Below are 23,226 nucleotides of genomic sequence, written 5' to 3' on the forward strand. Positions count from 1 at the left end.
CGCCTTCATGGCGGGGCGCTTCCTTTTGGACCTCCCCTGCCCTGCGGCTCAGCTCCGGGCGGCGAGCTTGTCCTGGGTCCGGGTCTCGAAGTCGCTGGCGTCATGCCGCTCGTGCAGTTGCTCCGACGGATCGCCGGACAGCCGGTTGACGATGCGGCCGCGCTTCACCGCCGGCCGGGCGTCGATCGCCTTGGCCCAGCGCTGCACGTTCGTGTAGCTCGCCAGGTCGAGGAACTCGTCGGCGCGGGTGTAGGACCGGCCGAGCGCCAGGCCGCCGAACCACGGCCAGCAGGCCATGTCGGCGATGGTGTAGTCGCCGCCGGCGACGTACTCGCTCTCGCCCAGCCGCCGGTCGAGCACGTCGAACAGGCGCTTGGCCTCCATCGAATAGCGGTTGATCGCGTATTCGATCTTCAGCGGGGCATAGACGAAGAAATGGCCGAAGCCGCCGCCGAGGAAGGGGGCGCTGCCCATCTGCCAGAACAGCCAGGACAGGGTCTCGGCGCGGGCCGGGCCGGCTTCCGGCAGGAAGGCCCGGAACTTCTCGGCCAGATGCACCAGGATGGCGCCGGATTCGAACACCCGCACCGGGGCCGGGCCGCTGCGGTCGACCAGAGCCGGGATCTTCGAGTTCGGGTTGGCGTCGACGAAGCCACTGCCGAACTGGTCGCCGTCGCCGATGCGGATCGGCCAGGCGTCGTATTCGGCGCCGCTGTGGCCAGCGGCCAGCAGTTCCTCGAACAGGATCGTGACCTTCTGGCCGTTCGGCGTCGCCAGCGAGTAGAGCTGGAACGGGTGGCGGCCGACCGGCAGGTCCTTGTCATGCGTCGGGCCGGCGATCGGGCGGTTGATGCTGGCGAACTGGCCGCCGCTCCCCTTGTCCCAGGTCCAGACCTTCGGCGGCACGTAGTCGGGGGAATCACTCATGCTCTTGGCTCCCGGTGGGGCTGAGAGGGAATCACGGGTGTTGGATAGAGCGTCGACCCTAGACCCCGATCGCCCAGGAATGAAGCCCTTCCGTTGCCATCGCGTTCATGGTCTGGGTTTGTTCCGTTCACAGGGCGACCGCGGCGCGCGATCGGCCGCGGTATAGCGCAGCAGGAGGCGCTGCAGCCGGCCGCGGCTGCCGTCGGCAGAGAAGTCGACCGCGGTCAGCGCCACCTGGGCCGAGGGGAAGCGCCACAGCCGCGTCACCAGGCCGGACTCGACGACGCAGCTCTCGGCCGGCGGGCCCAGCCGGGCGTGCAGGTCGTTGACGAAGGATTGCAGCTCCGACGGTCCCGGGATCGGCGAGCGCCGCTCGAACAGGATCTGGGCCAGCCGTCCGTCCTGCCGCGCCAGCTCCGGCACCAGGTCGAAGGCGATGCCGCCGACCACCACGTCCCGCACCATGCGCTCGGCATAGAGCGGGCCGAAGTCCCAGGGCGGCGACAGCGGCACGGCCTGCGGCAGGGCGGCGTCGACCTGCTGCGCGGTCATGCCCCAGCTCAGCCCGTCCCAGCCGCGGATGTCGGTCTCCGCGGCAAAGGCATGAGACAAGAGCAGAAGCCAGGCCGGCGCGAGAGCCAGGCCGAGGCGCCTCATCCCCGGTGCACGATATGCGGCCGCTGCCCGTCGAGGCGCGGCCAGCGGATGAAGGCGATGACCCAGAGCACGATGACGTCGAGATAGGGCACCAGCAGCAGGATCGACCACAGCGGCGTCACCCGCGCCTTGACCAGCGCATAGGCGGCGAAGCTCATCAGCATCACGATGTAGACGCCGATGACCAGGTTGGTGCCCCAATGCGGCAGGTCGCCCATCCAGCCGGGGCCGTAGATTCGGGACAGGGTCTCGAGCACGTCGCTCATCGCTTGCCCTCCCCCAGTGCCATGATCGCCGGCCAGCGCCGGAACAGCAGCACGGCGAAGACCAGCATGACGCCGACATGCGGCACCAGGGCCAGCAGCGCCCAGCCGCGGGCCAGGCCGGCGCGGCCCAGCATGCGGGCCAGGGCCGGCATCGCCAGCAGGGCGAAGAGCAGCGCCCAGGCGCCCGGGGTCTGGAAGAATTCGGCGAGGGTCATGCGCGAGCGATCAGTGCACGACGGCCGCCGCCGCGGCCGCGGCGCGCTGCGAGGCGCGTTGGCGCACGCTGTCCGACTTCAGCTGGCCGCAGGCGGCGAGAATGTCGCTGCCGCGCGGCGTCCGGATCGGGCTGGCGTAGCCGGCCTCCATCAGGATGTCGGCGAAGCGCTCGATCGCCTCCGGCGTCGAGCATTCGAAGGGCGCGCCCGGCCAGGGGTTGAAGGGGATCAGGTTCATCTTCGCCGGGATGCCCTTGAGGATGCGCACCAGCTGGCGGGCATCGGCCGGGGTGTCGTTGACGTCCTTCAGCATCACGTACTCGAAGGTGATGCGGCGGGCGTTGTTGACGCCGGGGTACTCGCGGCAGGCGTCCAAGAGCTCCTTGACCGGGTACTTCTTGTTGATCGGCACGATCTGGTCGCGCAGTTCGTCGGTCACGGCGTGCAGCGACACCGCCAGGTTCACCCCCAGCTCCTCGCCGCAGCGCTTCATCATCGGCACCACGCCGGCGGTCGACAGCGTGATGCGGCGGCGCGACAGGGCGATGCCCTCCGGGTCCATCACCAGCTTCAGCGCGCGCTTGACGTTCTCGAAATTGTACAGCGGCTCGCCCATGCCCATCATGACGATGTTGGTGAGCCGGCGGTCATCCCCTTCCCGCCCCCAATCCTCCAGGATGTCGCGGGCCAGCATGACCTGGCTGACGATCTCCGAGGCTTCGAGGTTGCGCACCAGGCGCTGGGTGCCGGTGTGGCAGAACTTGCAGGTCAGGGTGCAGCCGACCTGGGAGGAGACGCAGAGCGTGCCGCGGTCCTCCTCCGGGATGTGCACCGACTCGATCTCCTGTCCGTCTTCCATCCGGGCCAGCCACTTCTTGGTGCCGTCGAAGGAGTCCTGCTGCCGCACCACCTGCAGCCGGTCGAGGGCGAAGCCGTCCGCCAGCTTGGCGCGCAGGCCCTTGGCCATGTCGCTCATCGCCTGGAAATCGGTGGCGCCGCGCTTGTACATCCAGCCGAACAGCTGGCGCGCGCGGAACGCCGGCTCGCCCAGGCCCGCCAGCGTCTCCGCCAGCTCGGTACGGTCGAGACCGATCAGGTTGATGCGGCCGTCGGCGCGGGGCGCGGGCGGCGCGAAGGTGGTGGCGTGCGTTTCGATACCCATGGGACCTCCGGAAGGCCCAGAAATGGCGATGGCCCCTTCCATCCGGAAGGGGCCGGGCCGTTTTACATCAACAGCGGCGGCCTGGCGACCGCCGGGACGGCTGCGGTCAGGCGCCGCAGGCCTTGGCGATCTCGCCCAGCGCCGCCGAGATGCCGGCGAGCGAGAAGGTGTAGTTGGTGCCGGTGCCGCGCGAGGAGGTGGCCTTGACCGTCATGGTCGACCCGCCCTTCATCGCCGCGACCAGCGCGTCGTCCGCCGCCGCGTCGCGCGACCAGGCGGTGTTGCCGTCGGTGAACAGCTGGAAGTTCTTGCCGCCGATGGTCAGGGTGACGTCGGCGCCCTGCTTCAGCGTGTAGCCGACCTGCAGGCTGACGACGTTCTTCTGCTTCTCCGTCGGCCGGTTGGTGACCAGGATGAACACGTCGCCATGGCGGACATTGGCCGGCTCGGCCTTGGTCGGCTTCGAGGCGATGTAGCAGGCCTTGCCGCCGTTCTCGGTGAACTGGAAGGCGTGCCAGTCGCGGCTGGAGGAGATGTACTGCACGTTCTGCGCCGAGGCCGTTCCCGGCACGGCGACACCGGCGGCCACGGCGAGGCCGGCCAGGGCACCGAGGACAAGATTGCGAGGACGGGTTCTCAGCATAGCGCCACTCTGATTCGGGGTTGCAGGCTGGACGACTCGGCCCGAGGCGACCCCACGACATACATGGAATTGTGCGTGACGGGAACCACCCGAACGCATACCGGATTGTTATTCCCGTCCTATCGCCGCCCGGGCGCAGCCGGACGCGCCCCGCCCCCTCACCCAGAGGCACAAGCGCCTCCGACCTCTCCCGCAAGCAGGAAAGGCAAAACTATCTGGTCCTGGCATCTGACCCTGCAACCCACACCGTCATTGCAACCCCGGCCTTGAGCCGGGGGAAGCAATCCATGCAGCAGCATGAGCGGATCGATGGATGGATTCGTCGGCTGCGCCTCCTCGCAATCACGGTGAGGGGAGGCACCAGGGTGATCAACTGCTGTCCGGTTTCGACGGCGGCGGCAGGGGCAGCCCAGCGGCAGAGTCGTCGAGCGGGCGAGGCCGATCCTCCGCCGGCTCGGGCTCGGCGGTCTCCGCCACGACCTCGACGGTCACCGCCTCATCGGCCCATCCCGGCGGCAGCCAGGACGGGTCGGGCGGGAAGCCAATCTTCCGGCTCACCTCGCGCACGAATTCCTCCGGCGACAGCAGGTCCAGCCGCACGTCGAGAACCTCGTCCTCGACCAGCCTCTCCCGGACCAGCAACCGGACGCGTTCGGCGTCTTCCGGCTCGGCGGACCTGGCGATCGCCTTGACCGCGATCTCGACCGCCTGCTCCCGCTTCGCCCGGCGGCGTTCCTGCTCACCGGATGCGATCCGCGCCTGCATGCGCAGGTAATAGTCGCGCCGGATCCGCTCGGTCATCGCGATCGACAGGCGCACCGAGCGGGAGAGACGGGACTGCATCAGCGGATAATCCGGCATCTCGGCGCCGCGCAGGATCTGCTCATGCTCCCGCACGGTGGCCCGCATGGTGCGGATGTCGAGATCCACCACCTCGCGCAGCCGGTCCAGCGCCCACTCCGTCCAGTGCAGGTCGGTGTCGCGGGGCCGGGTCTCGCCGGAGGGAGTCTGCGCCTCATCCATAGAACGTATCATGAACGATACGCAGCCGGCCGGCAATGAACATTGTGTTTGCACGAAGCCGGAGGGCCGGGCGCCCGCGACGCCCGGCTCCGGGAAGGCTACAGCACGAAATCCGCCGCGGTCAGGGCGTGGTCGGCATAGACCGTGATGATCGCGTCCGGCACCTTGTCGCCGGTGGTCTGGAGATAGACGCCCTGGCGGCCGTCGTCGAAATCGACCACCCGCACCTCGCCCGCGACGCCGGTGAAATTGCCGGTGCCGAAGGTGAAGGCGGTGTCGCCGTTGCCGGCATCGCCGTCGGCATCGATCGCCGACAGGTCGATCTTGTCGCCCGCCGTGAAGTCGACGATCGAGTCCTTGCCGGCCGCCGCCACCGTGCTGTCGCCGATCGCGGTGTAGGCGAAGCTGTCATTGCCGGCGCCGCCCTTCAGCGTGTCGGCCCCCGCCCCGCCGGTGAGGACGTCGTCGCCGGCGCCGCCCCAGAGGACGTTGGCGCCGGCGCTGCCGGTCAGGTGGTCGGCCTGGGCCGAGCCGTAGAGTTGCTCGATCCCGGTGAGGGTGTCGCCCTCGGCGTCGCCGCCGGTGCCGGTGCCGGCCGCCAGGCTGACCGTCACCCCGGCCGCGCTGCCGGAATAATCGGCCGTGTCGGTGCCGGCGCCACCGGTCAGGGCATCGGCCCCGGCCCCACCCAGGAGGCTGTCATTGCCGTCGCCGCCGTCGAGCCGGTCGTCGCCCGCGCCGCCGGCGATCGAATCGTTGCCGGCATCGCCGGTGACGACGTCGTTGTCGGCCCCGGCGTCGATCGAATCATTGTCGGCGCCGCCATGGATGGTGTCGGCGCCGGCACCGCCAATCAGGCGGTCATTGCCGGCGCCGCCATTGAGCGTGTCGTTGCCGGCCGCGCCGGCCAGGACATTGGCGGCGGCGGTGCCGGTGAACGTATCGGCCTGGGCGGAACCGTAGAGGTTCTCGATGTCGTTGAGCTGGTCGCCCTGGGCGTCGCCGCCCGAGGCGGTGTCGGCCTGCAGGTTGACCGTCACCCCCGCAGCCGAGGCCTGATAGCTGGCATAGTCCAGCCCGTCGCCGCCGTTCAGCGTGTCGGCGCCGGCACCGCCCCAGAGGAAGTCGGCGCCGGCGCCGCCAGCGAGGACGTTCGCCCCGGCGGCACCGTACAGGTGGTCGTCCAGCGCCGAGCCGTTCAGGTTCTCGATGGTGGCCAGCGTGTCGCCCTCGGCCGAGCCGCCGCTGCCGGTGCCGGCGGTCAGGTCGACCGTCACACCGGCGGTGGAATCGCCATAGCCCGCCAGGTCGGTGCCGGCCCCGCCGACCAGGCTGTCGGCGCCGAGGCCGCCGCGCAGCGCGTCGTCGCCGTCATGGCCGTTCAGCACATTGGCGCCGGCGTCGCCGACCAGGGTGTCGTTGAAGGTGGTGCCGGTGAGGTTCTCGATGCTGGTCAGCGTGTCGCCCGCGGCCTGGCCGCCATACACGCCGGTCTCCAGGTTCACCTGGACGGATTCGGACTGCCCCTCGCGGCTGTAGTCGACGGTGTCGTTGCCGTCACCGCCATCGATGACATCGTTGCCGAAGGCGCCGCCGCCGTTCTGGCCCTGGCCGCTGCCGCCGGACAGGATGTCGTCGCCGCCGAGGCCGTTGATGACGTCGTCGCCCTGGTGGCCGTGGATATAGTTCGCCCCGGCGTCGCCGGTCAGCTGGTCGCCGTTCAGCGTGCCTTCGAGATTCTCGATGCCGTCGAAGGTGTCGCCCGCGGCATTGCCGCCGCTGGCGGTGCTGGTCGACAGGTTGACGATGACCGCGACCGCCTCGCCGGCATAGCTCGCCATGTCCGAGCCGGCGCCGCCGATCAGGTGGTCGGCCCCGGCCCCGCCCTCCAGGTAGTCATCGCCGTCGCCGCCGTCCAGGGTGTTGGCGCCGGCCGCGGCGACCAGCCTGTCGTCGAGGCCGGAGCCGCGCAGATTCTCGATGGCGAGCAGCGTGTCGCCCTGGGCGTCGCCGCCCGTGGCCGTGCCGGCGCCGAGATCGACCGACACCGCCGCCGCCGAGCCCGTGTAGTCGGCCGTGTCCGCGCCGTCGCCACCATTGAGGGCGTCGGCCCCCGCCCCGCCGCGCAGGACATCATTGCCGGCGCCGCCGGCCAGCGCATTGGCGCCTGCCGCGCCGATCAGCGTGTCGTCGAAGCCCGAGCCGTTCAGGTTCTCGATGGTGGCCAGCGTATCGCCCTCGGCGCTGCCGCCGCTGCCGGTGCCGGCGGTCAGGTCGACCGTCACCCCGGCCGCGGAGTCGCCGTAGCCCGCCGTGTCGATGCCGGCGCCGCCGATCAGGCTGTCGGCGCCGAGGCCGCCGCGCAGCGCGTCGTCGCCGTCATGGCCGTTGAGGATATTGGCCCCGGCATCGCCGACGATGCCGTCGTCGAAGGTGGTGCCGGTGACGTTCTCGATGCTGGTGTAGACGTCGTCCGCGGCCACGCCGCCCTTGACGCCGGTCTCCAGGTTGACGCTGACCGCGGCCTCCTGGCCCTCGCGGCTGTAGTCGACGGTGTCGTTGCCGTCGCCGCCGTTCAGCGTGTCGGCGCCATAGGTGGCGCCGGTGCCGCCGCCGCTGCCGCCGGACAGGATGTCGTCGCCGGCGCCGCCGTTCAGGGTGTCGTTGCCGGGCGAGCCGTGCAGCCAGTTGTTCCCGGCATCGCCGGTGAGCGTGTCGTTGAAAGTGCTGCCCGAGACGTTCTCGATGCCGGTGAAGGTGTCGCCGGCGGCGTGCCCGCCCGAGGCGGCGCCGGTGGCCAGGTTGACCACGACGGCGGCGTTCGAGCCGGCATAGGTGATCGTGTCGACGCCGTCGCCGCCGTTCAGCGCGTCGGCGCCGGCCAGGCCTTCCAGCGTGTCGTCGCCGGCCAGGCCGTTGATGGTGTCCGCGTTGGCGGTGCCGCTGAGGCCGTCATTGCCGGCGGTGCCGTTGATGAGCGCCATGAGTCTCCTCCTAGGGCGTAAGCCCAGATCAACAGTCGTCCTGTGGGTTAAGAAAAACCCTCCCCGAATTTAAGCTGGCAGAAGAATCAATTGAGTCCTAATGATTCATTTTCAATAAAATTATGCCCCACATAAAGAGAAACTGCTTCTAATTGCAAAGAAATTTGATTTCCATATATAGGTTTTATTGTTTCAATCGTCATACAATTGACATGATACGGAAGGAGATTTCCGCTTCAGTCGGCATTGGCATGTAATTATTGAGAACAGGACGCCGATCACCATCATGCGCAATCGGCACGATGACGGCATTCCCGGAAGCGGCGCCTCTCGCCGGCCCGGCCCGAGCCAGGCGAAGCGCGGGAACGGCAAACGATTGCCGCATGATGGCAACGTTACCCTGCTTTTCAACCGCTTTTTCGCGGGTCTAATGGAGGCTTTCGATCAGCCATTTGGCTGCCGGCCCCGCCGCGACGACGTTCCGTCATCGCGGCGGGGGATGGCGGCAGGAAAGAGCACATAGGACTATGGGCAAGCGCCCGACGGGTCGTGAGGCTTTCGGCCCTCTCATGCGCGACGTCGCGCGGCTGGCGGGCGTCGCCACCTCGACCGTCAGCCGCGCCCTCGCCCGTCCCGGCCGGGTCAGCGAGGCGACACGCTGCCGGATCCTGGCGGCGGCCGAGCAGCTCGGCTACGTCCCCAACGCCGCCGCCCGGAACCTGCGGGTCGGCGCGTCCAACATCGTCATGGCCGTGCTGTCGGAGCCGGCGATCGCCAACGGCGCCTCGCAGGTCGTGCCCGAGGTGCTGCAAAGCGTCGCCGCGACCCTCTCGGACAACGGCTTCAACCTTCTGATCGCCGGCCGCAATCGCTCGGCAGCGGCGGAAAAGCATATTCCCGACCTCGCGGTCGGCGGCATCGTCCGCGGCGCGATCCTGATCGGCGCCGCGGAGCTGCCGTCCCATGGCCAGCGGTCGCTCGCCAATGCCGGCATCCCGATCGTGTCGGTGCTGCAGGACCGCAGCGCGGCCGGGATTCCGAGCGTGATCGCCGATGACCGCAAGGCGATGCGCGAGGCGGTGCTGCACCTGATCGGCCTGGGCCACCGGTCGTTCTTCTATATCGCGGGGCCGGCCGGCAGCTATCACGAGGCCGAGCGGTCCGGCGGGCTGGCCGAGGCGCTGGCGGCGGCCGGCCTGCCCGACCGGGCAGTGGTCCGCCATGGCGGCGGCCATGCGTTCCAGGACGGCTTCGAGAGCGGCATCGACGCCGCCCGGGCCTGGCTGGCGCTGGCGGCGCGCCCGACCGCGGCCGTCGCCTGCTGGGACGACGCCGCCATCGCCTTCATGAGCACGGTGCGGCCGCAGGGCGTGGCGGTGCCCGGCGACCTGTCGGTCCTGGGCTTCGACGGCGTTCCGGTCGGCGCCTTCTGCGAACCGCCCCTGGCCACGCTGCGGCAGCCGACGGCGGAGCTCGGGGCCAAGGCCGCGGAGATCCTGCTGATGCTGCTGGACCGCGACGCCGCCGCCCCGCCGCTCAGGACGACGCTGCCGAACCAGCTGCTGCTGCGGGCCAGCACGACCGCCCCGAAGACCGGCGGCCGCAGGCCCCGCCGCGCGCCCTGACGAGGCATCCACCGTGTGGGCGAGCGCCGCGCGGGCGGGCCCCCGGCGCCAGGGTCAGATGCGGCAGGTCGGATACGGTCCGGTCAGATCGCGCCGGTGCCGCGCCAGCCGACCAGCGCGCCCTCATCCTCCATGAGGTGCAGGCGCTGCCCCGCGACCCGGCCGAACTCCAGCACCAGCGCGCGGCGCCGGGGCGGCGGCAGGCGGTGCTCCGGCGGCGGCCGCAGCAACACCGCGTCGAAGCCGTCGGCGACGATCAGGCCGCAATCCGGCCCGATCAGCTCCTGCGGGAAATCCTCCGGCACGGCGAAGCAGAACCGGTCGCAATAGGCGGCGTAGTTCTGCCATTTCCGGTCGCCGCGGAAATCGGCGATCGAGACCTTGACCTCGACCAGGATGATGCCGCCGACCCCGTCAACCGCGAAGACGTCGGCGCGGCGCCCGTCGGGCAGCCCGAACTCCGCCAGGCTGGCATGGCCGGCGGCGGCGAGCCAGCGGCGCACCCCGCGGGTGACCTGCGCCGTCTGCAGCCGGGCCAGGGAGTCCAGCCGGGCGGAGTTGCTTCTTTGTTCCATGCGGAGCCATCCTAGACTCCATCCGGGCCCGGCGCCAAGGGAGAAGGATCTGTCTTGGAATCGTCAGAATTTTGCCATGCCCCTCACTGAATCTGTCGGGACAATGGGTGTTACCTGTGACACAGTTACAAAGTCCGGAATGAATTATTCAATTACGCGTCCTTAGGGGGATGCAGTTCGCTTTCCGGTAGCGGGGCGGTCTGCTTCTCGATCAGTATACGACGGTATATAAAGTCGGTCACAGGGCGGTGGCGCCAGACAGGCCGACGAGGGGAAAAAGACATTATGGCGAAGACAGACGTGACACCGCCGAGCGCCGCCCGCCAAGCCCTTCAATCGGTCAGGCCGTGGTTCCTGGTGGCAGGCGGGTTCAGCTTCGTCATCAACCTGCTGGTGATGGTGTCACCGCTCTATTCCTACCAGCTGTTCGACCGTGTGCTGGGCAGCGCCCATGTCGAGACGCTGGTGTTCCTGACCCTGGTCGCCTGCTTCGCCTTCATCATCCTGGGCTGGCTCGACGGGCTGCGCTCGGCGCTGCTGGCCCGGATCGGCACACGGTTCGAGCGGAAGCTGGCCGGCACCCTGGTCGAGACCGGGGTCAACGGCGCCGTGCTGGGCGCGCCGGTCGGCGGCCAGGCGCTGCGCGACCTGTCGCAGATCCGCGCCTTCATCGGCGGCCCGTCGATCGGCCCGCTGTTCGACGCCCCCTGGGCGCCGGTCTTCATCGTCGTCATGTTCCTGCTGCACTGGGCGCTCGGCGTCACCGCGCTGATCTCCGCCGCCATCCTGTTCGGCCTGGCGCTGACCAACGAGAAGATGCTGCGCGGCCCGACCACCGACGCCAACAAGCTGCAGGTCGTGGCCCAGCGCCAGGCCGAAGGCGCCATCCGCAGCGCCGAGACCGTGCGCGCCATGGGCATGCTGCCGGCGCTGATGGGCCGCTGGCGCAAGGACGCCGAGGCCGCGCTGGTGGGGCAGGAGCGCAGCTCCGACCGGTCGGCGATCATCGGCGGCTCCTCGAAATTCGTCCGCATCTTCGTGCAGAGCTTCGTGATGGGCGTCGGCGCCTATCTGCTGCTGCATGGCGAGCTGACCTCGGGCGGCATGATCGCCGGCTCGATGCTGCTGTCCCGCGCCCTGGCCCCGGTCGAGCAGGCGATCAGTTCCTGGCGCCAGTTCATCAGCGCCCGCCAGTCCTATGAATCGATCGAGAAGATCCTGACCGCCCTGCCGAAGCGCAAGGACGGGCTGACCCTGCCGCCGCCGTCGGGCAAGGTGCAGATCGACAAGCTGGTCTTCGTCGCGCCGCAGGGCAAGACGCCGATCATCAAGCGCGTCAGCTTCGAGATCGCGGGCGGCGAGGTGCTGGGCATGGTCGGCCCCTCCGCCTCGGGCAAGAGCACGCTGTGCCGCCTGCTGTGCGGCATCTATCCGCCGACCGACGGCGCGGTCCGCCTCGACGGCGCCGATCTCGGGCAATGGTCGCCCGAGACGCTGGGGCCGCATCTCGGCTACCTGCCGCAGGCGGTCGACATCTTCCCCGGCACGGTGGCCGAGAACATCGCCCGCATGGGCAAGGTCGACTCCGACCAGGTGGTGGCGGCGGCCGAGCTGGCCGGCGTGCACGACATGATCGTGCGGCTGCCGCAGGGCTACGACACCCCGATCGGCGACGGCGGCGTGCCGCTGTCGGGCGGCCAGCGCCAGCGCGTCGGCCTGGCCCGCGCCGTGTTCGGCCAGCCCAAGCTGGTGGTGCTGGACGAGCCGAACTCCAACCTCGACGCGGATGGCGAGGCCGCGCTGATGGGCACGATCGCCGGGCTGAAGGCCAAGGGCACGACCGTGATCATCGTCGCCCACCGGCCGCAGATCCTGGCCGATGCCGACCGCCTCCTGGTGATGCGCGACGGCGAGATCGCCTTGCTTGGACCGCGGGCCGAGGTGCTGGCCCGCATTGCTGGACCACGTGCCGCCGACACCACGCCGGCGCCAAAGGGAACTGAAAATGTCGCTCACGCCTCAGGAGCCTGGACAGCCACTGCCGCCAGCCGTCCTCAGCAACCGCCTGCCCGCTCCGCTGGATGACACCGCGGCGACGCTGAAGCGCAACGCGTATGGCCTGAACCGCCTGAGCCTGATCGGCGGCGTCGTGATCGGCGTCTTCGTGTTCGGCTTCGGCGCCTGGGCCGCCGTCTCCCCGCTGGCCAGCGCCGCGATCGCCAACGGCGTCGTCAGCCCCGAGGGCAACCGGCGCACGGTGCAGCATCTCGAGGGCGGCATCATCCGCGAGTTGCTGGTCAAGGACGGCACCGAGGTCAAGGCCGGCGACACGCTGCTGGTGCTGGACGCGACGCGCGACCTGGCGACCTATGACTCGGTGCGCATGCAGCGCCTGGCGGACATGGCGGCCCTGGCCCGGCTCGACGCCGAGCAGGCCGGCGCGCCGGCGATCACCATGCCGGCCGAGGTGCTGGACGAGGCGGCGAAGAGCCCCGGCGCCGCAGCCCTGGTGCAGGCGCAGCAGGAGCAGTTCACCTCCCGCCGCGAATCGATCAACGGCCAGAAATCGGTGCTGCAGCAGCGCGTCGAGCAGAGCCGGTCCGACATCGAGGGGCTGAAGGCCCAGATCACCTCGGCCGACACCCAGCTCGAGCTGATCCAGCAGGAGATCAACGGCGTCGCGCCGCTGGTCGCCAAGGGGCTGTATGAGCGGCCCCGGCTGCTGGCGCTGCAGCGCACCCAGGCCCAGATCGGCGGGCAGAAGGCGGCCGACACCTCCTCGATCGCCAAGGCCCAGCAGCTGATCGGCGAGAGCCAGATGCGGATGCTGGCGCTGGACAGCGACTTCCGCGACAAGATCGCCGAGGAGCGCGCGAACACCCAGAAGGAGCTGGCGCAGCTGGACGAGAAGCTGCGCTCGGCCGGCGACGTGGTCGGCCGCACCCGCATCCTGGCGCCGGTCGACGGCGTGGTGGTGAACCTGAAGTACCACACGCTCGGCGGCGTCATTCAGCCGGGCGCCCCGATCCTGGAGCTGGTGCCGAAGAACGACCGGCTGGTGATCGATGTGCAGGTGCAGCCGAACGACATCGACACGGTGCGCGAGGGGCAGTCGGCGCTGGTGCGCTTCACCGCCTACCATCAGCGCAACATGCCGCGGATCGACGGCACCGTGATCTATGTCGCCGCCGACAGCACCCAGGACGAGGCGACCAAGCGCTCCTACTTCCTGGCCAAGGTCGAGGTCGACCCGAGCCTGCTGAAGCGGGTGGCGCCGCAGGTCAACCTCTCCGCCGGCATGCCGGCGGAGGCCTCGATCATGACCGGCACCCGCACCGCGCTGCAATATGCGGTCGACCCGCTGGTCCACGCCTTCCAGCGCAGCTTCATCGAGGACTGAGGCGCCACCGCCTCCAGCCCATCGAGCGGCTTCGAGGCCATCCCCGCCGGGCGCGGGGGTGGCCTCTTTCGTTTCCGGGCTCCGTGCGGCGTCACGCGGGGGGGTGTCATCGCCCCGCCGGCTTGCTATAAGGGCGCCCGGGTCCCCGTAGCTCAGCAGGATAGAGCGGCTGCGTCCTAAGCAGCGGGTCGGGAGTTCGAATCTCTCCGGGGACGCCATCACCCGCTCTGCGACGACCTGATCGCCGCGCACTGACGCGGGGATCCAAGGATGCGGGCGCCGGGAGGCCGCGGGACCGCTGGGCCGGGCGATCGGGCACGAACCCTATTCGTTGTCGTTGGTGACCGTCGACTTGGCGCGGGCTGTTGTTGCATCGATCGCCGTTGCCAGATCAGCCATGCTCCGCTGCTGCAAATCCCCGGCCTCGGCTTCAAGCCATTCAGCGGCACGCTCGACTTGGGTGATCACTTCCTCCGGCGCACCGTCGACACGCTGCTGAACTGCCGCGGCCCGAATTGCCTGGGCTGCGGCTACGCGCACCCGAGCCTGAACCAACGCACTCACGCCCTGTTTCGAACCGTCGGCCATGGGTCCTGACCCACTGTAGATGCGCACACAGGATAGCGTATGGGCCGGAGCCCAGGGAGGTCTCGCTGGGCTCCAAGGGGCTGAATGTTGGGGATCGGTCGGACAGCTGGCCGATCACAATGCCCGCCGCTCCGCTTGCGCTCGCCAGAGGCACGACAAGCTGGCCCGGCCAGGCTGTGGTGCCGTTCGGGCGGGCGCCGCCTCAACACTTGATCGCAAAATCAATAGGGAGGAAATGGCAGGTCCTTGCTTCCTTCAAACTTCCCCAAAATCGGAACGATAACGATCCAATCAACACGAATCATGCATCCGCCGTCCATTTGGGCAAATGAATATTTAGTCGTGATCTTGTCTTGGTCAGAAATTTTTTTGATTTCGACCGGAGCATCGGGCTTAAGCTCTTTCGTTCCGATTGAATTTCCCTCCATTAATGTCGTAACTCTGGACAATGGAGGATCGATGGAGACTATCGTGTATTCTGTGGACAGAGTATCCCACAAGACTGCAGTATAGCTGTCTGCCATCTCGCTCTCCATGGATTGAGCACACATTGAGGCAAGCCGAGAGCATTTTGGAGCATCTTGCCTTACCGATGCAATGTTCACTTATTGATTTAAATATCGATGATATTTTAATTTAATGCTTTCATAGCGGTGCTGGTGCTGATCGGGCAAAGCCATCTGCCGCAGATGTTGCCACCAGAGTCCCTCACAAGGCCGCTTGACGCATCGCGGCAAGCCGCCGGCGTGAGCCGGCGGATGCAAACGAAGCGATGCGGTGCCGCATTGCATGCCCCGCCGACATGCCGGAAGATCGTTCCAGGCAAGGACCGATCCGGATCCCTCGGCGAGGCCGAGGACGAGCCGGACGGTCTTCGGGAGGGACTGCTCAGGGGGATCCGCCGCGGCGGGCGGCGCCGAGGGTGCGCCTGCGACGCTTCGGGAGGGCCGGAACCATCCGGAGGGGATTTTCCCCCTCATGGGCATCGGGATGGGGGGAATTTGTCGTGAAATATTATGATTCCGTGGTGTATGGCGCCACGCCGTCCGGCATCGTCGCCGCCAGCCTGATGGGAAAGCGGGGCCTGCGGGTCCTGGTGATCGAGCCGACGGGCCATGTCGGCGGGCTGATGACCAGCGGGCTGAACGCGACCGACATCATCGGCAGCGGCAGCATCCTGCGCGGCGCGGCCCGCGAGGTCTTCCAGCGCGCCGGCGCGGCCTATGGCAGCCCGGAGATCGAGTTCCGGGCCGAGCCGCATGTGCTGGCCGGGATCTTCCGGGGCCTGCTGGACGAGGCCGGCGTCGAGCTCAGGACCGGGACCCGCATCGCCACGATCATGAAGACGGGCCCATCCCTCAGCCACGCGGTGCTGGAGGACGGCGACACGGTCTGGTCGGCCTTCTGGATCGACGCGACCTATGAGGGCGACCTGCTGCCGCTGGCCGGCGTGTCCTGCCGCATCGGCCGTGAAAGCGCCGAGGCCCATGGCGAGACCATGGCGGGGCGCCGCCGGCTGGGCAGCATGCTGCCCGCCCCGCTGGACGAGCCGATCCCGGCCAGGGACGGCCGGGGCAAGCTGCTGCCCTACCTGCTGCCGCCCGACGGCGTCCGGCTGGGCGACGGCGATTCCCGGCTGCAGGCCTTCTGCTACCGGCTGACCCTGACCCGCAACCCGGACAACCGGCTGCCGATCCCCGAGCCCGACCGCTACGACCCGGCCGACATGGAGCTGTTCCGGCGGCTGGCCCTGTCGGGGCGGCGCAAGGGCGCCGGCGCCGTGTCGATCGTGCACGGCACCACCTTCAACTCGATCTTCTTCAACCTCGCCCGGCTGCGGGGCGGCAAATACGACATGAATTCCGGGCACGCGGCGCCGATCAACCTGCCGCTGGCGGGGATGGACTGGCTGGGTTCCGGCCCCGCCGGGCGCCGGCGGATCGCCGCGATCTATCGCGACTACACGGCCCGGATCCTGCACTTCATCCGCACCGACGAGAGCGTGCCGGAGGAGACGCGGCGCTTCTTCGCGGAGTTCGGTTTCTGCCGCGACGAGTATCACGGCAGCGACGGCTGGCCGCCGGCGCTGTATGTGCGCGAGGGGCGCCGGCTGCAGGGCATCGACACGCTGACCGAGCATGACGTGCTGCGCGGCGCGGTGGACCCGGAGGCCGATATCGGCATCGGCCGCTATCCGCTGGACTGCAAGCCGATCCAGTGGACGGTGACCGCCGATGGCGAGCGGGCGGTGCGCGAGGGCATGATCTTCGGCAAATGCGATCGCTACGGCATCCGCTACGGCATGCTGCTGCCCAAGCCGGAGGAGGCCTCGAACCTGCTGGCCTCCGTCGCCGCCTCGGCCACCCATATCGCCTTCGCCAGCCTGCGGATGGAGCCGCACTGGATGATCATGGGGGCCGCGGCCGGCGCCGCCGTGGTGCTGGCCACCCGGCAGCGCCGGACGCTGCACGCCCTGGCCGGCCGCGCCGTCCGGGCCCTGGCGGAGGCCGACCTGCCCCACGCGGTGCCGGAGCCGGCCGTGGCCCTCGCCGCCGGCTAGGCCTCGGCGCGGGCCGCCCGGTACCAGTCGGCGATCTCGCTGCCCGTCGCCAGCCAGACATCGGGATGCGAGGCGATATGGGCCAGCGCCCGGCTGAAATGCCGGGCCCGGTGCGGGTGGCCGATCAGGAACGGGTGCAGGGCGATGCCCATCACCCGGCCGGTCACGGCGCCATCCTCGTACAGGACGTCGAACTGCTCGCGGATCGTGTCCGCGAACTGCGCGCCCGACTGGCCCTGGAAGAGGAAGGCGTTGAAGTCGTTGATCTCGATCGAATAGGGCAGCGACAGCATCGACCCGGCGCGCACCCGCATCGGATAAGGCTGCTCGTCATTCACCCAGTCGGCGACATAGTCGATGCCGGCCTCGGCCAGCAGGTCGAGGGTGCTGTGCGATTCCGTCAGCGCCGGGCTCAGCCAGCCGCGCGGCCGCCGGCCGGTGGCCTGGCCGATGGTGTCGACCACCGCCCGCACGATCTCCCTCTCCTCATCCTCCGGCTGGCCGTTGATCAGGGTGGAGTTGGTGAGGCCGTGGCCCATCCACTCCCAGCCCAGCGCCTGCCCGGCCTCGATGATGCGGGGGTAATGCCCCACCACCTCGGCATTGAGCGGCGCGGTGCCGCGGATGCCGTGCCGCTCCATCACCTCCATCAGCCGCCAGATGCCGACGCGGACACCATAGTCGCGCCAGGAATAGTTCAGCACGTCGGGGACGAGGTTGGCGGTGAAGGGGTTGATCGAACTCGACGGCCGGTCGAACCGGAAATGCTCGATGTTCGGCGACACCCAGACCGCCACCCGGGCGCCGTTCGGCCAGCGCAGCTTCGGGCGGTCGATGATGGCGGAGTACGGGAACCGGTCGTGATGCTGCGGCGCGGCTGATGTCTGGGCCATGGCGGCCTCCTCGAATTGTGCCTGCTCGGAAGATGAGCCTGCCGCGCATTGCGGAGAATTGAGCTATGGTTCCTGACACTTCGGAAACGGATGTCCGGAATGACCATGCGCCCTACCGACAGCCTCGGCGCGCTCGACGCCTTCGTCCGGGCGGCGGACTCCCGCAGCTTCACAGCGGCGGGACGGCAGCTCGGCGTCTCCTCCTCCGCCATCGGCAAGGCGGTGGCGCGGCTGGAGGAGCGGCTGGGCGTGCGGCTGCTGCACCGCTCCACCCGCTCGGTGACGCTGACGCCGGAGGGAACGCTGTTCCTGGAGCGCTGCCGGCGGATCTTCAGCGAGATCGAGACCGCCGAGATGGAGCTGGCGCTGACCCGCGGCGCGCCGCGCGGCCGGCTGCGGGTCAGCCTGCCGCTGGCCGGGATGCTGATGATGCCGACGCTGGGCGCCTTCATGCGCGAGTATCCGGAGATCGAGCTGGACCTCGACTTCACCGACCGGCTGGTCGATGTGATCGAGGAAGGCTTCGACGCCGTGATCCGCGCCGGCGAGGTCGGCGATTCCCGGCTGATGAGCCGAATCCTCGGCGTGTTCCGGCTGCAGCTGGTGGCGGCGCCCGCCTATCTCGCGCGCCGCGGCGTGCCGCGGGTGCCGGAGGACCTGGCAGGCCACGCCTGCCTGCAGCACCGCTTCGCCACCAGCGGCAGGTTCGAGCCCTGGCCGCTGCGCCGCGCCGGGATCGCCCTGCCGAGCAGCGCGGTGGCGAACACGATCGAGCCGCTGATCGCCATGGCCGAGCAGGGGCTGGGCATCGCCTGCCTGCCGGATTTCGCCATCCGCCGGCAGATCGGGGACGGCACCCTCGCCGTGGTGCTGGCCGATCACACCGCGCATGAGGGCGTGTTCCGCCTGCTGTGGCCGTCCAGCCGCTACCCCGCGCCCAAGCTTCGGGTGTTCATCGATTTCCTGGCGAAGCGCCTGTTCCCGGCGTAGCGCGGCGCTGCCCGCTCACTCGGCCGGAACGAAGCCTTTCTCGGTCAGCGTCATGGCGGCGAGATCGAGGCTCATCCCCCGCGCGCCCTGCGACACGGCCGCGGCGACCTGGCGGCTCAGCTCCGGATTGCCCTGGCTCTGCTTCAGCGCGTCGGCGATCAGCGCCGCCTGGATCAGCAGGGATTCGGCCATCTCCTGCTTGGCCGCGTCGCCCGCCCCGCGCAGCTGGCCCGTCGCCGCCATCGCCCGGGCGGCCTGGTCCCGCACGGCCAGGGCGGTGGCGCGGCCGACATCGTCATCGACCCCGCGGCTGGCCTGCTAGGCATTGATCCAATACACCGCATAGGCGTCGGCGACATCGTCGATCCGCAGCCCGACGGCGGCGAGCGGCGCCCGCATCTGCTCGACCACGTCGGTCGAGGCGAACACCTTGGCGAGGTTGTCCGCCCCCTGCGGATCCGCCGCCCGGCTGCGGGCCACGAAGCGGGCGAGGTTGGCGGCGCGGCGGTCGCGCGAGGGGGTGTAGCGGAAGGCGCCCGCCTCGGCCGCCGGCGCCGCGGCGCCGGGCTGCGGATGCTGCTGCTCCTCCGTGATCCGGCGCAGGGCCAGGCCCAGCGTGTCGGTGCCGGTCACGGACGGGGTGATGATCGTCCAGCCCCAGCCGTCCTGGGCGGGCGCCGCCGCCGGCCAGATCACGATCGCGCCGAGCGCGCACAGCAGGTTTCGCCGGAACCGTCGCATGCCGCCCCTCCCCCATCCCCGGAATTGCATCCTCATTCGAGATTATGACCACGCTGCGTCCGCTGGCGATCCCAGGCACATCGGAAGGTCACCATGCGCGCTGCCCCGGCCCGGATCGATGCGCCGGCGGCATCGATCGATACCCGTTTCGGCTTGGACGGCCATCGGCGGCCGTAAGACCCTTCCGGGCTGAGACGGACGCCGGGATGCGCCCGCTCGCCATTCGGGAGGAAGAATCGTCTTGGCCACCCACACTGCATTGCGGATGCTGGCAGGAATGATCGCCATCGCCTCATCGCTCACCGCCCTCGGCCCGGCGCCGTCGGCAGCGGCCGCCACCTTCGTCTACGTCTCCAACGCCGAGGACGGGAACATCGACGGCTATGCCATGGACAAGGCGACCGGCGGGCTGACGCCGCTCGGCAAGACCACGGCCGGGAAGATGGTGATGCCGATGGCGGTCAGCCCGGACAAGCGGCACCTCTACGCCGTGGTCCGGTCCCAGCCCTTCACGGTCGTGACCTATGCGATCGATCCGGTCACCGGCGCGCTGCGGCAGGAGGCGACGGCGCCGTTGCCCGACAGCATGGCCTATGTCTCGACCGACGCGACCGGCCGCTTCCTGTTCACCGCCTCCTATGGCGGCGACAAGGTCGCGGTCAGCCCGATCGATGCCGACGGCCTGGTCCGGGCGGAGGCCGGCCAGGTGATCCCGACCGGCAAGAACGCCCATGCGATCCGCGCCGACCGCAGCAACCGCTTCGTCTACGCCACCAATCTCGGCAGCGACCAGATCCTGCAGTTCCGGTTCGACGCCGCGACCGGCCGGCTGACGCCGAACGACCCGCCGCTGGTGAAGACGGCGGCGGGCAACGGCCCGCGCCACCCGATCCTGTCGCCGGATGACACCTCCCTCTACGTGCTGTGCGAGCTGTCGGGGAACCTGATCCATTTCGCGGTCGACCCGGCCACGGGCACCCTGACCGAGCGCGACACCGTCGCCACCGTGCCGCCGGAGGCCGGGCTGGTGCCGGGCCTGCCGCCGGGGGCGCCGCCCGCCGATGACGGCAAGCGCAGGGTCTGGGCCGCGGACATCCAGGCCACGCCCGACGGCCGGTTCCTCTACACCACGGAGCGGACGACCAGCCAGATCGCGCTGTTCTCGGTCGCCCCGGACACGGGGACGCCGGCCTATGTCACCAACTACGCCACGGAGACGCAGCCGCGCGGCATCCGCATCGATGCCAGCGGCACCTATCTGGTCGCGTCAGGGGAGAAGTCGGACCGGCTGGCGGTCTACCGGATCGACAAGGCCAGCGGCACCCTGACGCCGCTGGGCCGGTATCCGGTCGGCCGCGACGCCAACTGGGTCGAGATCGTCGACCTGCCGTGACGCGGCAGGGCCGCCGGGTCGGCCCGTCGGGCGGGTCCTCAGGCGGCCAGGCTCCGCAGCAGCGTCTCGAACTGCTCGCGCGGATAGAGCCCGGGGATCAGCCGGCCGGCGACGAGCCAGGCCGGCGTCCCCTGCACGCCCAGGCGGCGGCCCAGCGCCTCGGACTGGCCGACCAGGGCATCGGCGCTGCCATCGTCCAGCGCGGCGTGCAGCGCCGCGAGGTCGATGCCGGCGACGGCCGCGTGCCGGTCGATCACCGCCCGGTCGCCAAGATCCTGGCCCAGCGCGAAATGGACGGCGAACAGCGCCTTCTGGAACGGCGCGAAGGAGTCCGGTGCGTGGCGGCGGGCCCATTCGGCCGCGGCCAGCGCCATGCGGCTGTTCGGCAGCCGGGCCGGCCAGGCCAGCGCGAGGCCCGACGCCGTCGCCTCCGCCTCGATCCGTGCCACCAGGGCATCGCTGCGCTCGCCGGCCGGGCGGCCGCCGGGCGGGATCTCCGGATGGGCCTGGAACGGCAGCTCGATCACGTCGAAGCCATGCGCGGCGAAGATCGTGTTGCGCTGCTGGCCGACATAGCAGAACGGGCACATCAGGTCGTACCAGTGCAGCACCCGGCGCGCGCCGTCCGGGCCGTCGCCCCGGATCAGCTGCCCGATCGGCGGGAGGTCGTTCGCGCTGTCTGCCATGACACACCTTCGGGCCACGGGCCCGGATCGCTGCGTGCTGCGTGGCAGGGGCCGGCCGCCGGCCGGCCCCGCCGGGGATGGATCAGGCGTTCGAGCCGGGCGGCCGGTGCGCCGATTCATAGAGGAACCAGGTGCGGCGCTCGGTCTCGTCGATCCAGTTCTCGAGCAGGCTGGCCGTCGCGACGTCGCCGTATTCGTCGCAGGTGTTGTGGACCTGCCGCATCGCCTGGGTCAGCCGCAGATTGTCGTCGCGCAGCTCGGCCAGCATGTCCTGCGGGTCGACATGGTCGGCGTCGTTGTCGGGGATGCGCTGGTGCCGGGCGATGTCGCCGATCGACTTCAGCGTCTGGGCGCCGATCTTGCGGCCCCGCTCGGCGATGTCGTCGGTCATGGCGAACAGCTGGTCGCCATGCTCGTCCAGCAGCAGGTGGTAGTCGCGGAAATGCGACCCGCTCATATGCCAGTGGAAGTTCTTCGTCTTCAGGTACAGGGCGAAGACGTCGGCCAGCAGGCCCCGCAGCGCGGCGCCGATGTCCCTGGTCGCGTCGGCGGAAAGGTCGGTCAGCCCGCCCGGGCGGCGGGCGGTGCTCGGGGTTCCGGAGCTCATGATTCGGTCTCCTCCAGGTTGGTCTGCGGTGTGCTGTCCGGCTCAGAAGGTCAGCGTCGTGCCGACGGTCAGGGCCGAGGTTTCGAAGTCGTCGCCGGTGCGGAACCCGTTCCGTTCGTAGCGGAGCTCGCCGAACAGGTTGAGTCCCGGCGCCAGACTGTACACCACAGTTCCGATGACACTGTGATTGGCCTCAAGGTCGCGGCCATCGGTGAAGGACGAGCGCAGCGCGTTGCCCTTCGCGGCGATGGTGGCGGCATAGCCGATCGAGGCCAGCCAGGGACCCGTCGTGTAGGACAGGTCGCCGACGATCGAATCGATCGCCTTGCCGGTCTGGTACAGGCTGGCGAAATGGGTCCAGTTCACGCTGGCCCAGACGCCGTCGGCGAAACCGGCTTGGCCGCCCAGGGTGTAGGCCTCGACATCGTGATGGCCGGCGACGCCGTTGCCGGTGACCGCGGTGGCGGCCAGGCGCACCGCCGTGCCGCCGAAGGTCCGGCTGAAGTCGAGGCCGGCGGTAACCACGTTCTCGTACAGGGTGCTGCCGTCATCGATCAGGTCGTCGCGGCCGCCATTGCCGGCATGGCCGGCGCCGCCGACCACGGGCGTGAAGTCGATGCCGAAGGTCAGGCCGCCGACGCTCGGCGACAGGTACTTGATCCGGGTGTCCTTGTTGCTGAGCCCGCTGATCGTGTCGTAGGCGGCGACGGCGAAGAACCGGTCGCTGCCGCCGAAGCTGGTGGCCGGGCTGCGGAAGCCGTCGGCCCAGTCGGTGTCGAGGCCGAATCGCGGCGCCAGGGTCTGATGGGCGTACACCGTGCCGATGTCGTCGGCGATGATGACGGAATCGCCGAGGGTGATCGTGCCGAACCCGCCCTTCAGATAGATGTAGGTGCGGTCGACCACGACATTGTTGCGGCGGTCGATAGCGCTGAAGCGGATGCGGCCGCCATATTCCAGACCGGAATCGGTAACGGCGACGACGTCGAACTGCAGCCGCGCGCCGGACGCGAAATCGTAGTCGCGGTCCATCCCGGACCGGCGGCTGTCGGTCAGCACCGCGCCGGCCAGGAAGCCGACGCGGCCGGAGATCTTCAGCTGCAGGCCGGAGGTGACGGGGGCATCGCCGGCCCGGGCGGGACATGCGACGGCAACGGCCGCCAGCACGGCCGTGCAGAGCACGCTGGATGTCATCAGAACCTCGGTTGGCGGGCGCGGCGCGCGCCCTCAGGGACGGCGGATGTCCGGCCCCGGTGCGGCCGGGGGTGCCTCGGCGGCGATGGGGGTGGCG

The 23,226-nt window shown here is 69.7% G+C and carries 23 protein-coding genes and 1 tRNA gene; 7 read left to right on the top strand and 17 right to left on the bottom strand.

The genetic code is table 11. The annotated features are described in order from the left end of the window. Window positions 1–48 precede the first annotated feature (48 nt). The 8 genes from yghU to BWR60_RS26275 form a co-directional block, all read right to left on the bottom strand. Window positions 49–927, bottom strand: coding sequence for a glutathione-dependent disulfide-bond oxidoreductase (yghU, locus tag BWR60_RS26240; RefSeq protein ID WP_088154537.1), 879 nt, complete (start codon window positions 925–927; stop codon window positions 49–51). Between the two features lie 105 nt (window positions 928–1,032). Beyond that, the gene (locus tag BWR60_RS26245; RefSeq protein WP_088154539.1) at window positions 1,033–1,584 is read right to left on the bottom strand and encodes a hypothetical protein; all 552 of its coding nucleotides are present in this window, start codon (window positions 1,582–1,584) and stop codon (window positions 1,033–1,035) included. Next, entirely contained in the window at window positions 1,581–1,850 is a 270-nt protein-coding gene (locus tag BWR60_RS26250) for a hypothetical protein (protein ID WP_088154541.1), read from the bottom strand. Before BWR60_RS26250 ends, BWR60_RS26245 begins: the two co-directional genes overlap by 4 nt. Next, window positions 1,847–2,065, bottom strand: coding sequence for a hypothetical protein (locus BWR60_RS26255; protein WP_088154543.1), 219 nt, complete (start codon window positions 2,063–2,065; stop codon window positions 1,847–1,849). Before BWR60_RS26255 ends, BWR60_RS26250 begins: the two co-directional genes overlap by 4 nt. Window positions 2,066–2,075: 10 nt before the next feature. Further along, window positions 2,076–3,227: a 23S rRNA (adenine(2503)-C(2))-methyltransferase RlmN gene (gene rlmN / locus BWR60_RS26260; RefSeq protein WP_088154545.1), complete on the bottom strand. Its 1,152-nt coding sequence runs from the start codon at window positions 3,225–3,227 to the stop codon at window positions 2,076–2,078. A gap of 106 nt (window positions 3,228–3,333) precedes the next feature. Then, a complete protein-coding gene (locus BWR60_RS26265) occupies window positions 3,334–3,870 on the bottom strand; it encodes an invasion associated locus B family protein (RefSeq protein ID WP_088154547.1) in 537 nt (178 codons plus the stop codon). Between the two features lie 369 nt (window positions 3,871–4,239). Beyond that, window positions 4,240–4,893 carry a hypothetical protein gene (locus BWR60_RS26270; protein WP_088154549.1) on the bottom strand — a complete coding sequence of 218 codons (654 nt, stop codon included), beginning with the start codon at window positions 4,891–4,893 and terminating at the stop codon, window positions 4,240–4,242. 98 nt (window positions 4,894–4,991) lie between these two features. Continuing rightward, window positions 4,992–7,877: a beta strand repeat-containing protein gene (locus tag BWR60_RS26275; protein ID WP_088154551.1), complete on the bottom strand. Its 2,886-nt coding sequence runs from the start codon at window positions 7,875–7,877 to the stop codon at window positions 4,992–4,994. Between the two features lie 569 nt (window positions 7,878–8,446). On the opposite strand from BWR60_RS26275, the gene BWR60_RS26280 reads away from it, so the two are divergent. Further along, a complete protein-coding gene (locus BWR60_RS26280) occupies window positions 8,447–9,502 on the top strand; it encodes a LacI family DNA-binding transcriptional regulator (protein WP_088154553.1) in 1,056 nt (351 codons plus the stop codon). A gap of 83 nt (window positions 9,503–9,585) precedes the next feature. Here the strand turns inward: BWR60_RS26280 and BWR60_RS26285 are convergent, their stop codons facing one another. Beyond that, window positions 9,586–10,077: an MmcB family DNA repair protein gene (locus tag BWR60_RS26285; protein ID WP_088154555.1), complete on the bottom strand. Its 492-nt coding sequence runs from the start codon at window positions 10,075–10,077 to the stop codon at window positions 9,586–9,588. Window positions 10,078–10,362: 285 nt separating this feature from the next. Between BWR60_RS26285 and BWR60_RS26290 the strand changes: the two genes are divergently transcribed. The 3 genes from BWR60_RS26290 to BWR60_RS26300 all read left to right on the top strand — a co-directional run bounded on the left by BWR60_RS26290 (window position 10,363) and on the right by BWR60_RS26300 (window position 13,695). Then, entirely contained in the window at window positions 10,363–12,162 is a 1,800-nt protein-coding gene (locus BWR60_RS26290) for a type I secretion system permease/ATPase (protein WP_088154557.1), read from the top strand. Next, complete coding sequence (locus BWR60_RS26295) at window positions 12,083–13,477, top strand: HlyD family type I secretion periplasmic adaptor subunit (protein WP_088154559.1); 1,395 nt, start codon at window positions 12,083–12,085, stop codon at window positions 13,475–13,477. The genes BWR60_RS26290 and BWR60_RS26295 overlap by 80 nt, the downstream gene beginning before the upstream one ends. Window positions 13,478–13,618: 141 nt before the next feature. Next, window positions 13,619–13,695, top strand: a tRNA-Arg gene (locus tag BWR60_RS26300). A 106-nt stretch (window positions 13,696–13,801) separates the two neighbouring features. Here the strand turns inward: BWR60_RS26300 and BWR60_RS36545 are convergent. Then, window positions 13,802–14,065 (bottom strand): hypothetical protein, encoded by a 264-nt coding sequence (locus tag BWR60_RS36545; protein ID WP_144445763.1) that lies wholly within the window; start codon window positions 14,063–14,065, stop codon window positions 13,802–13,804. A 221-nt stretch (window positions 14,066–14,286) separates the two neighbouring features. Further along, on the bottom strand, window positions 14,287–14,589 hold the full coding sequence (locus tag BWR60_RS36550) for a hypothetical protein (RefSeq protein ID WP_144445764.1): 303 nt from the start codon (window positions 14,587–14,589) through the stop codon (window positions 14,287–14,289). Between the two features lie 482 nt (window positions 14,590–15,071). On the opposite strand from BWR60_RS36550, the gene BWR60_RS26305 reads away from it, so the two are divergent. Then, window positions 15,072–16,625, top strand: coding sequence for an FAD-dependent oxidoreductase (locus BWR60_RS26305; protein WP_179221956.1), 1,554 nt, complete (start codon window positions 15,072–15,074; stop codon window positions 16,623–16,625). Here the strand turns inward: BWR60_RS26305 and BWR60_RS26310 are convergent. After that, on the bottom strand, window positions 16,622–17,518 hold the full coding sequence (locus BWR60_RS26310) for a polysaccharide deacetylase family protein (protein ID WP_088154563.1): 897 nt from the start codon (window positions 17,516–17,518) through the stop codon (window positions 16,622–16,624). The two genes, BWR60_RS26305 and BWR60_RS26310, sit on opposite strands and share 4 nt — an antisense overlap. Before the next feature lie 99 nt (window positions 17,519–17,617). On the opposite strand from BWR60_RS26310, the gene BWR60_RS26315 reads away from it, so the two are divergent. Then, entirely contained in the window at window positions 17,618–18,508 is an 891-nt protein-coding gene (locus BWR60_RS26315) for a LysR family transcriptional regulator (protein ID WP_230983184.1), read from the top strand. A 15-nt stretch (window positions 18,509–18,523) separates the two neighbouring features. Here the strand turns inward: BWR60_RS26315 and BWR60_RS26320 are convergent, their stop codons facing one another. Further along, entirely contained in the window at window positions 18,524–18,751 is a 228-nt protein-coding gene (locus BWR60_RS26320) for a hypothetical protein (protein WP_144445765.1), read from the bottom strand. A 75-nt stretch (window positions 18,752–18,826) separates the two neighbouring features. Beyond that, window positions 18,827–19,249, bottom strand: coding sequence for a hypothetical protein (locus BWR60_RS26325; RefSeq protein ID WP_088154567.1), 423 nt, complete (start codon window positions 19,247–19,249; stop codon window positions 18,827–18,829). A gap of 277 nt (window positions 19,250–19,526) precedes the next feature. Here BWR60_RS26325 and BWR60_RS26330 point away from each other — a divergent pair, with 277 nt between their 5' ends. After that, window positions 19,527–20,642: a lactonase family protein gene (locus tag BWR60_RS26330; RefSeq protein WP_218823694.1), complete on the top strand. Its 1,116-nt coding sequence runs from the start codon at window positions 19,527–19,529 to the stop codon at window positions 20,640–20,642. A 38-nt stretch (window positions 20,643–20,680) separates the two neighbouring features. On the opposite strand, the gene BWR60_RS26335 is transcribed toward BWR60_RS26330, so the two are convergent. The 3 genes from BWR60_RS26335 to BWR60_RS26345 form a co-directional block, all read right to left on the bottom strand. Further along, window positions 20,681–21,328 carry a DsbA family oxidoreductase gene (locus BWR60_RS26335; protein ID WP_179221957.1) on the bottom strand — a complete coding sequence of 216 codons (648 nt, stop codon included), beginning with the start codon at window positions 21,326–21,328 and terminating at the stop codon, window positions 20,681–20,683. An 82-nt stretch (window positions 21,329–21,410) separates the two neighbouring features. Continuing rightward, window positions 21,411–21,935 (bottom strand): Dps family protein, encoded by a 525-nt coding sequence (locus BWR60_RS26340; RefSeq protein ID WP_034845850.1) that lies wholly within the window; start codon window positions 21,933–21,935, stop codon window positions 21,411–21,413. A 42-nt stretch (window positions 21,936–21,977) separates the two neighbouring features. Then, window positions 21,978–23,129, bottom strand: coding sequence for a porin (locus BWR60_RS26345; protein WP_088154573.1), 1,152 nt, complete (start codon window positions 23,127–23,129; stop codon window positions 21,978–21,980). Window positions 23,130–23,226 lie beyond the last annotated feature (97 nt).

The sequence above is a fragment of the Inquilinus limosus genome (genome assembly GCF_002195995.1).
GTDB lineage: Bacteria > Pseudomonadota > Alphaproteobacteria > DSM-16000 > Inquilinaceae > Inquilinus > Inquilinus limosus_C.

Bases quoted from the DNA above. Each gene is read 5' to 3' on its own strand.
- BWR60_RS26285 (WP_088154555.1), bottom strand. From the start codon at position 10,077: ATGGAACAAAGAAGCAACTCCGCCCGGCTGGACTCCCTGGCCCGGCTG.
- BWR60_RS26320 (WP_144445765.1), bottom strand. From the start codon at position 18,751: ATGGCGGCGACGGGCCAGCTGCGCGGGGCGGGCGACGCGGCCAAGCAG.
- BWR60_RS26330 (WP_218823694.1), top strand. From the start codon at position 19,527: ATGATCGCCATCGCCTCATCGCTCACCGCCCTCGGCCCGGCGCCGTCG.
- BWR60_RS36545 (WP_144445763.1), bottom strand. From the start codon at position 14,065: ATGGCCGACGGTTCGAAACAGGGCGTGAGTGCGTTGGTTCAGGCTCGG.
- BWR60_RS26345 (WP_088154573.1), bottom strand. From the start codon at position 23,129: ATGACATCCAGCGTGCTCTGCACGGCCGTGCTGGCGGCCGTTGCCGTC.
- rlmN (WP_088154545.1), bottom strand. From the start codon at position 3,227: ATGGGTATCGAAACGCACGCCACCACCTTCGCGCCGCCCGCGCCCCGC.
- BWR60_RS26315 (WP_230983184.1), top strand. From the start codon at position 17,618: ATGACCATGCGCCCTACCGACAGCCTCGGCGCGCTCGACGCCTTCGTC.
- BWR60_RS26280 (WP_088154553.1), top strand. From the start codon at position 8,447: ATGCGCGACGTCGCGCGGCTGGCGGGCGTCGCCACCTCGACCGTCAGC.
- BWR60_RS26245 (WP_088154539.1), bottom strand. From the start codon at position 1,584: ATGAGGCGCCTCGGCCTGGCTCTCGCGCCGGCCTGGCTTCTGCTCTTG.
- BWR60_RS26335 (WP_179221957.1), bottom strand. From the start codon at position 21,328: ATGGCAGACAGCGCGAACGACCTCCCGCCGATCGGGCAGCTGATCCGG.
- BWR60_RS26250 (WP_088154541.1), bottom strand. From the start codon at position 1,850: ATGAGCGACGTGCTCGAGACCCTGTCCCGAATCTACGGCCCCGGCTGG.
- BWR60_RS26275 (WP_088154551.1), bottom strand. From the start codon at position 7,877: ATGGCGCTCATCAACGGCACCGCCGGCAATGACGGCCTCAGCGGCACC.
- BWR60_RS26340 (WP_034845850.1), bottom strand. From the start codon at position 21,935: ATGAGCTCCGGAACCCCGAGCACCGCCCGCCGCCCGGGCGGGCTGACC.
- yghU (WP_088154537.1), bottom strand. From the start codon at position 927: ATGAGTGATTCCCCCGACTACGTGCCGCCGAAGGTCTGGACCTGGGAC.
- BWR60_RS26265 (WP_088154547.1), bottom strand. From the start codon at position 3,870: ATGCTGAGAACCCGTCCTCGCAATCTTGTCCTCGGTGCCCTGGCCGGC.
- BWR60_RS26310 (WP_088154563.1), bottom strand. From the start codon at position 17,518: ATGGCCCAGACATCAGCCGCGCCGCAGCATCACGACCGGTTCCCGTAC.
- BWR60_RS26270 (WP_088154549.1), bottom strand. From the start codon at position 4,893: ATGGATGAGGCGCAGACTCCCTCCGGCGAGACCCGGCCCCGCGACACC.
- BWR60_RS26295 (WP_088154559.1), top strand. From the start codon at position 12,083: ATGTCGCTCACGCCTCAGGAGCCTGGACAGCCACTGCCGCCAGCCGTC.
- BWR60_RS26255 (WP_088154543.1), bottom strand. From the start codon at position 2,065: ATGACCCTCGCCGAATTCTTCCAGACCCCGGGCGCCTGGGCGCTGCTC.
- BWR60_RS36550 (WP_144445764.1), bottom strand. From the start codon at position 14,589: ATGGCAGACAGCTATACTGCAGTCTTGTGGGATACTCTGTCCACAGAA.
- BWR60_RS26290 (WP_088154557.1), top strand. From the start codon at position 10,363: ATGGCGAAGACAGACGTGACACCGCCGAGCGCCGCCCGCCAAGCCCTT.
- BWR60_RS26325 (WP_088154567.1), bottom strand. From the start codon at position 19,249: ATGCGACGGTTCCGGCGAAACCTGCTGTGCGCGCTCGGCGCGATCGTG.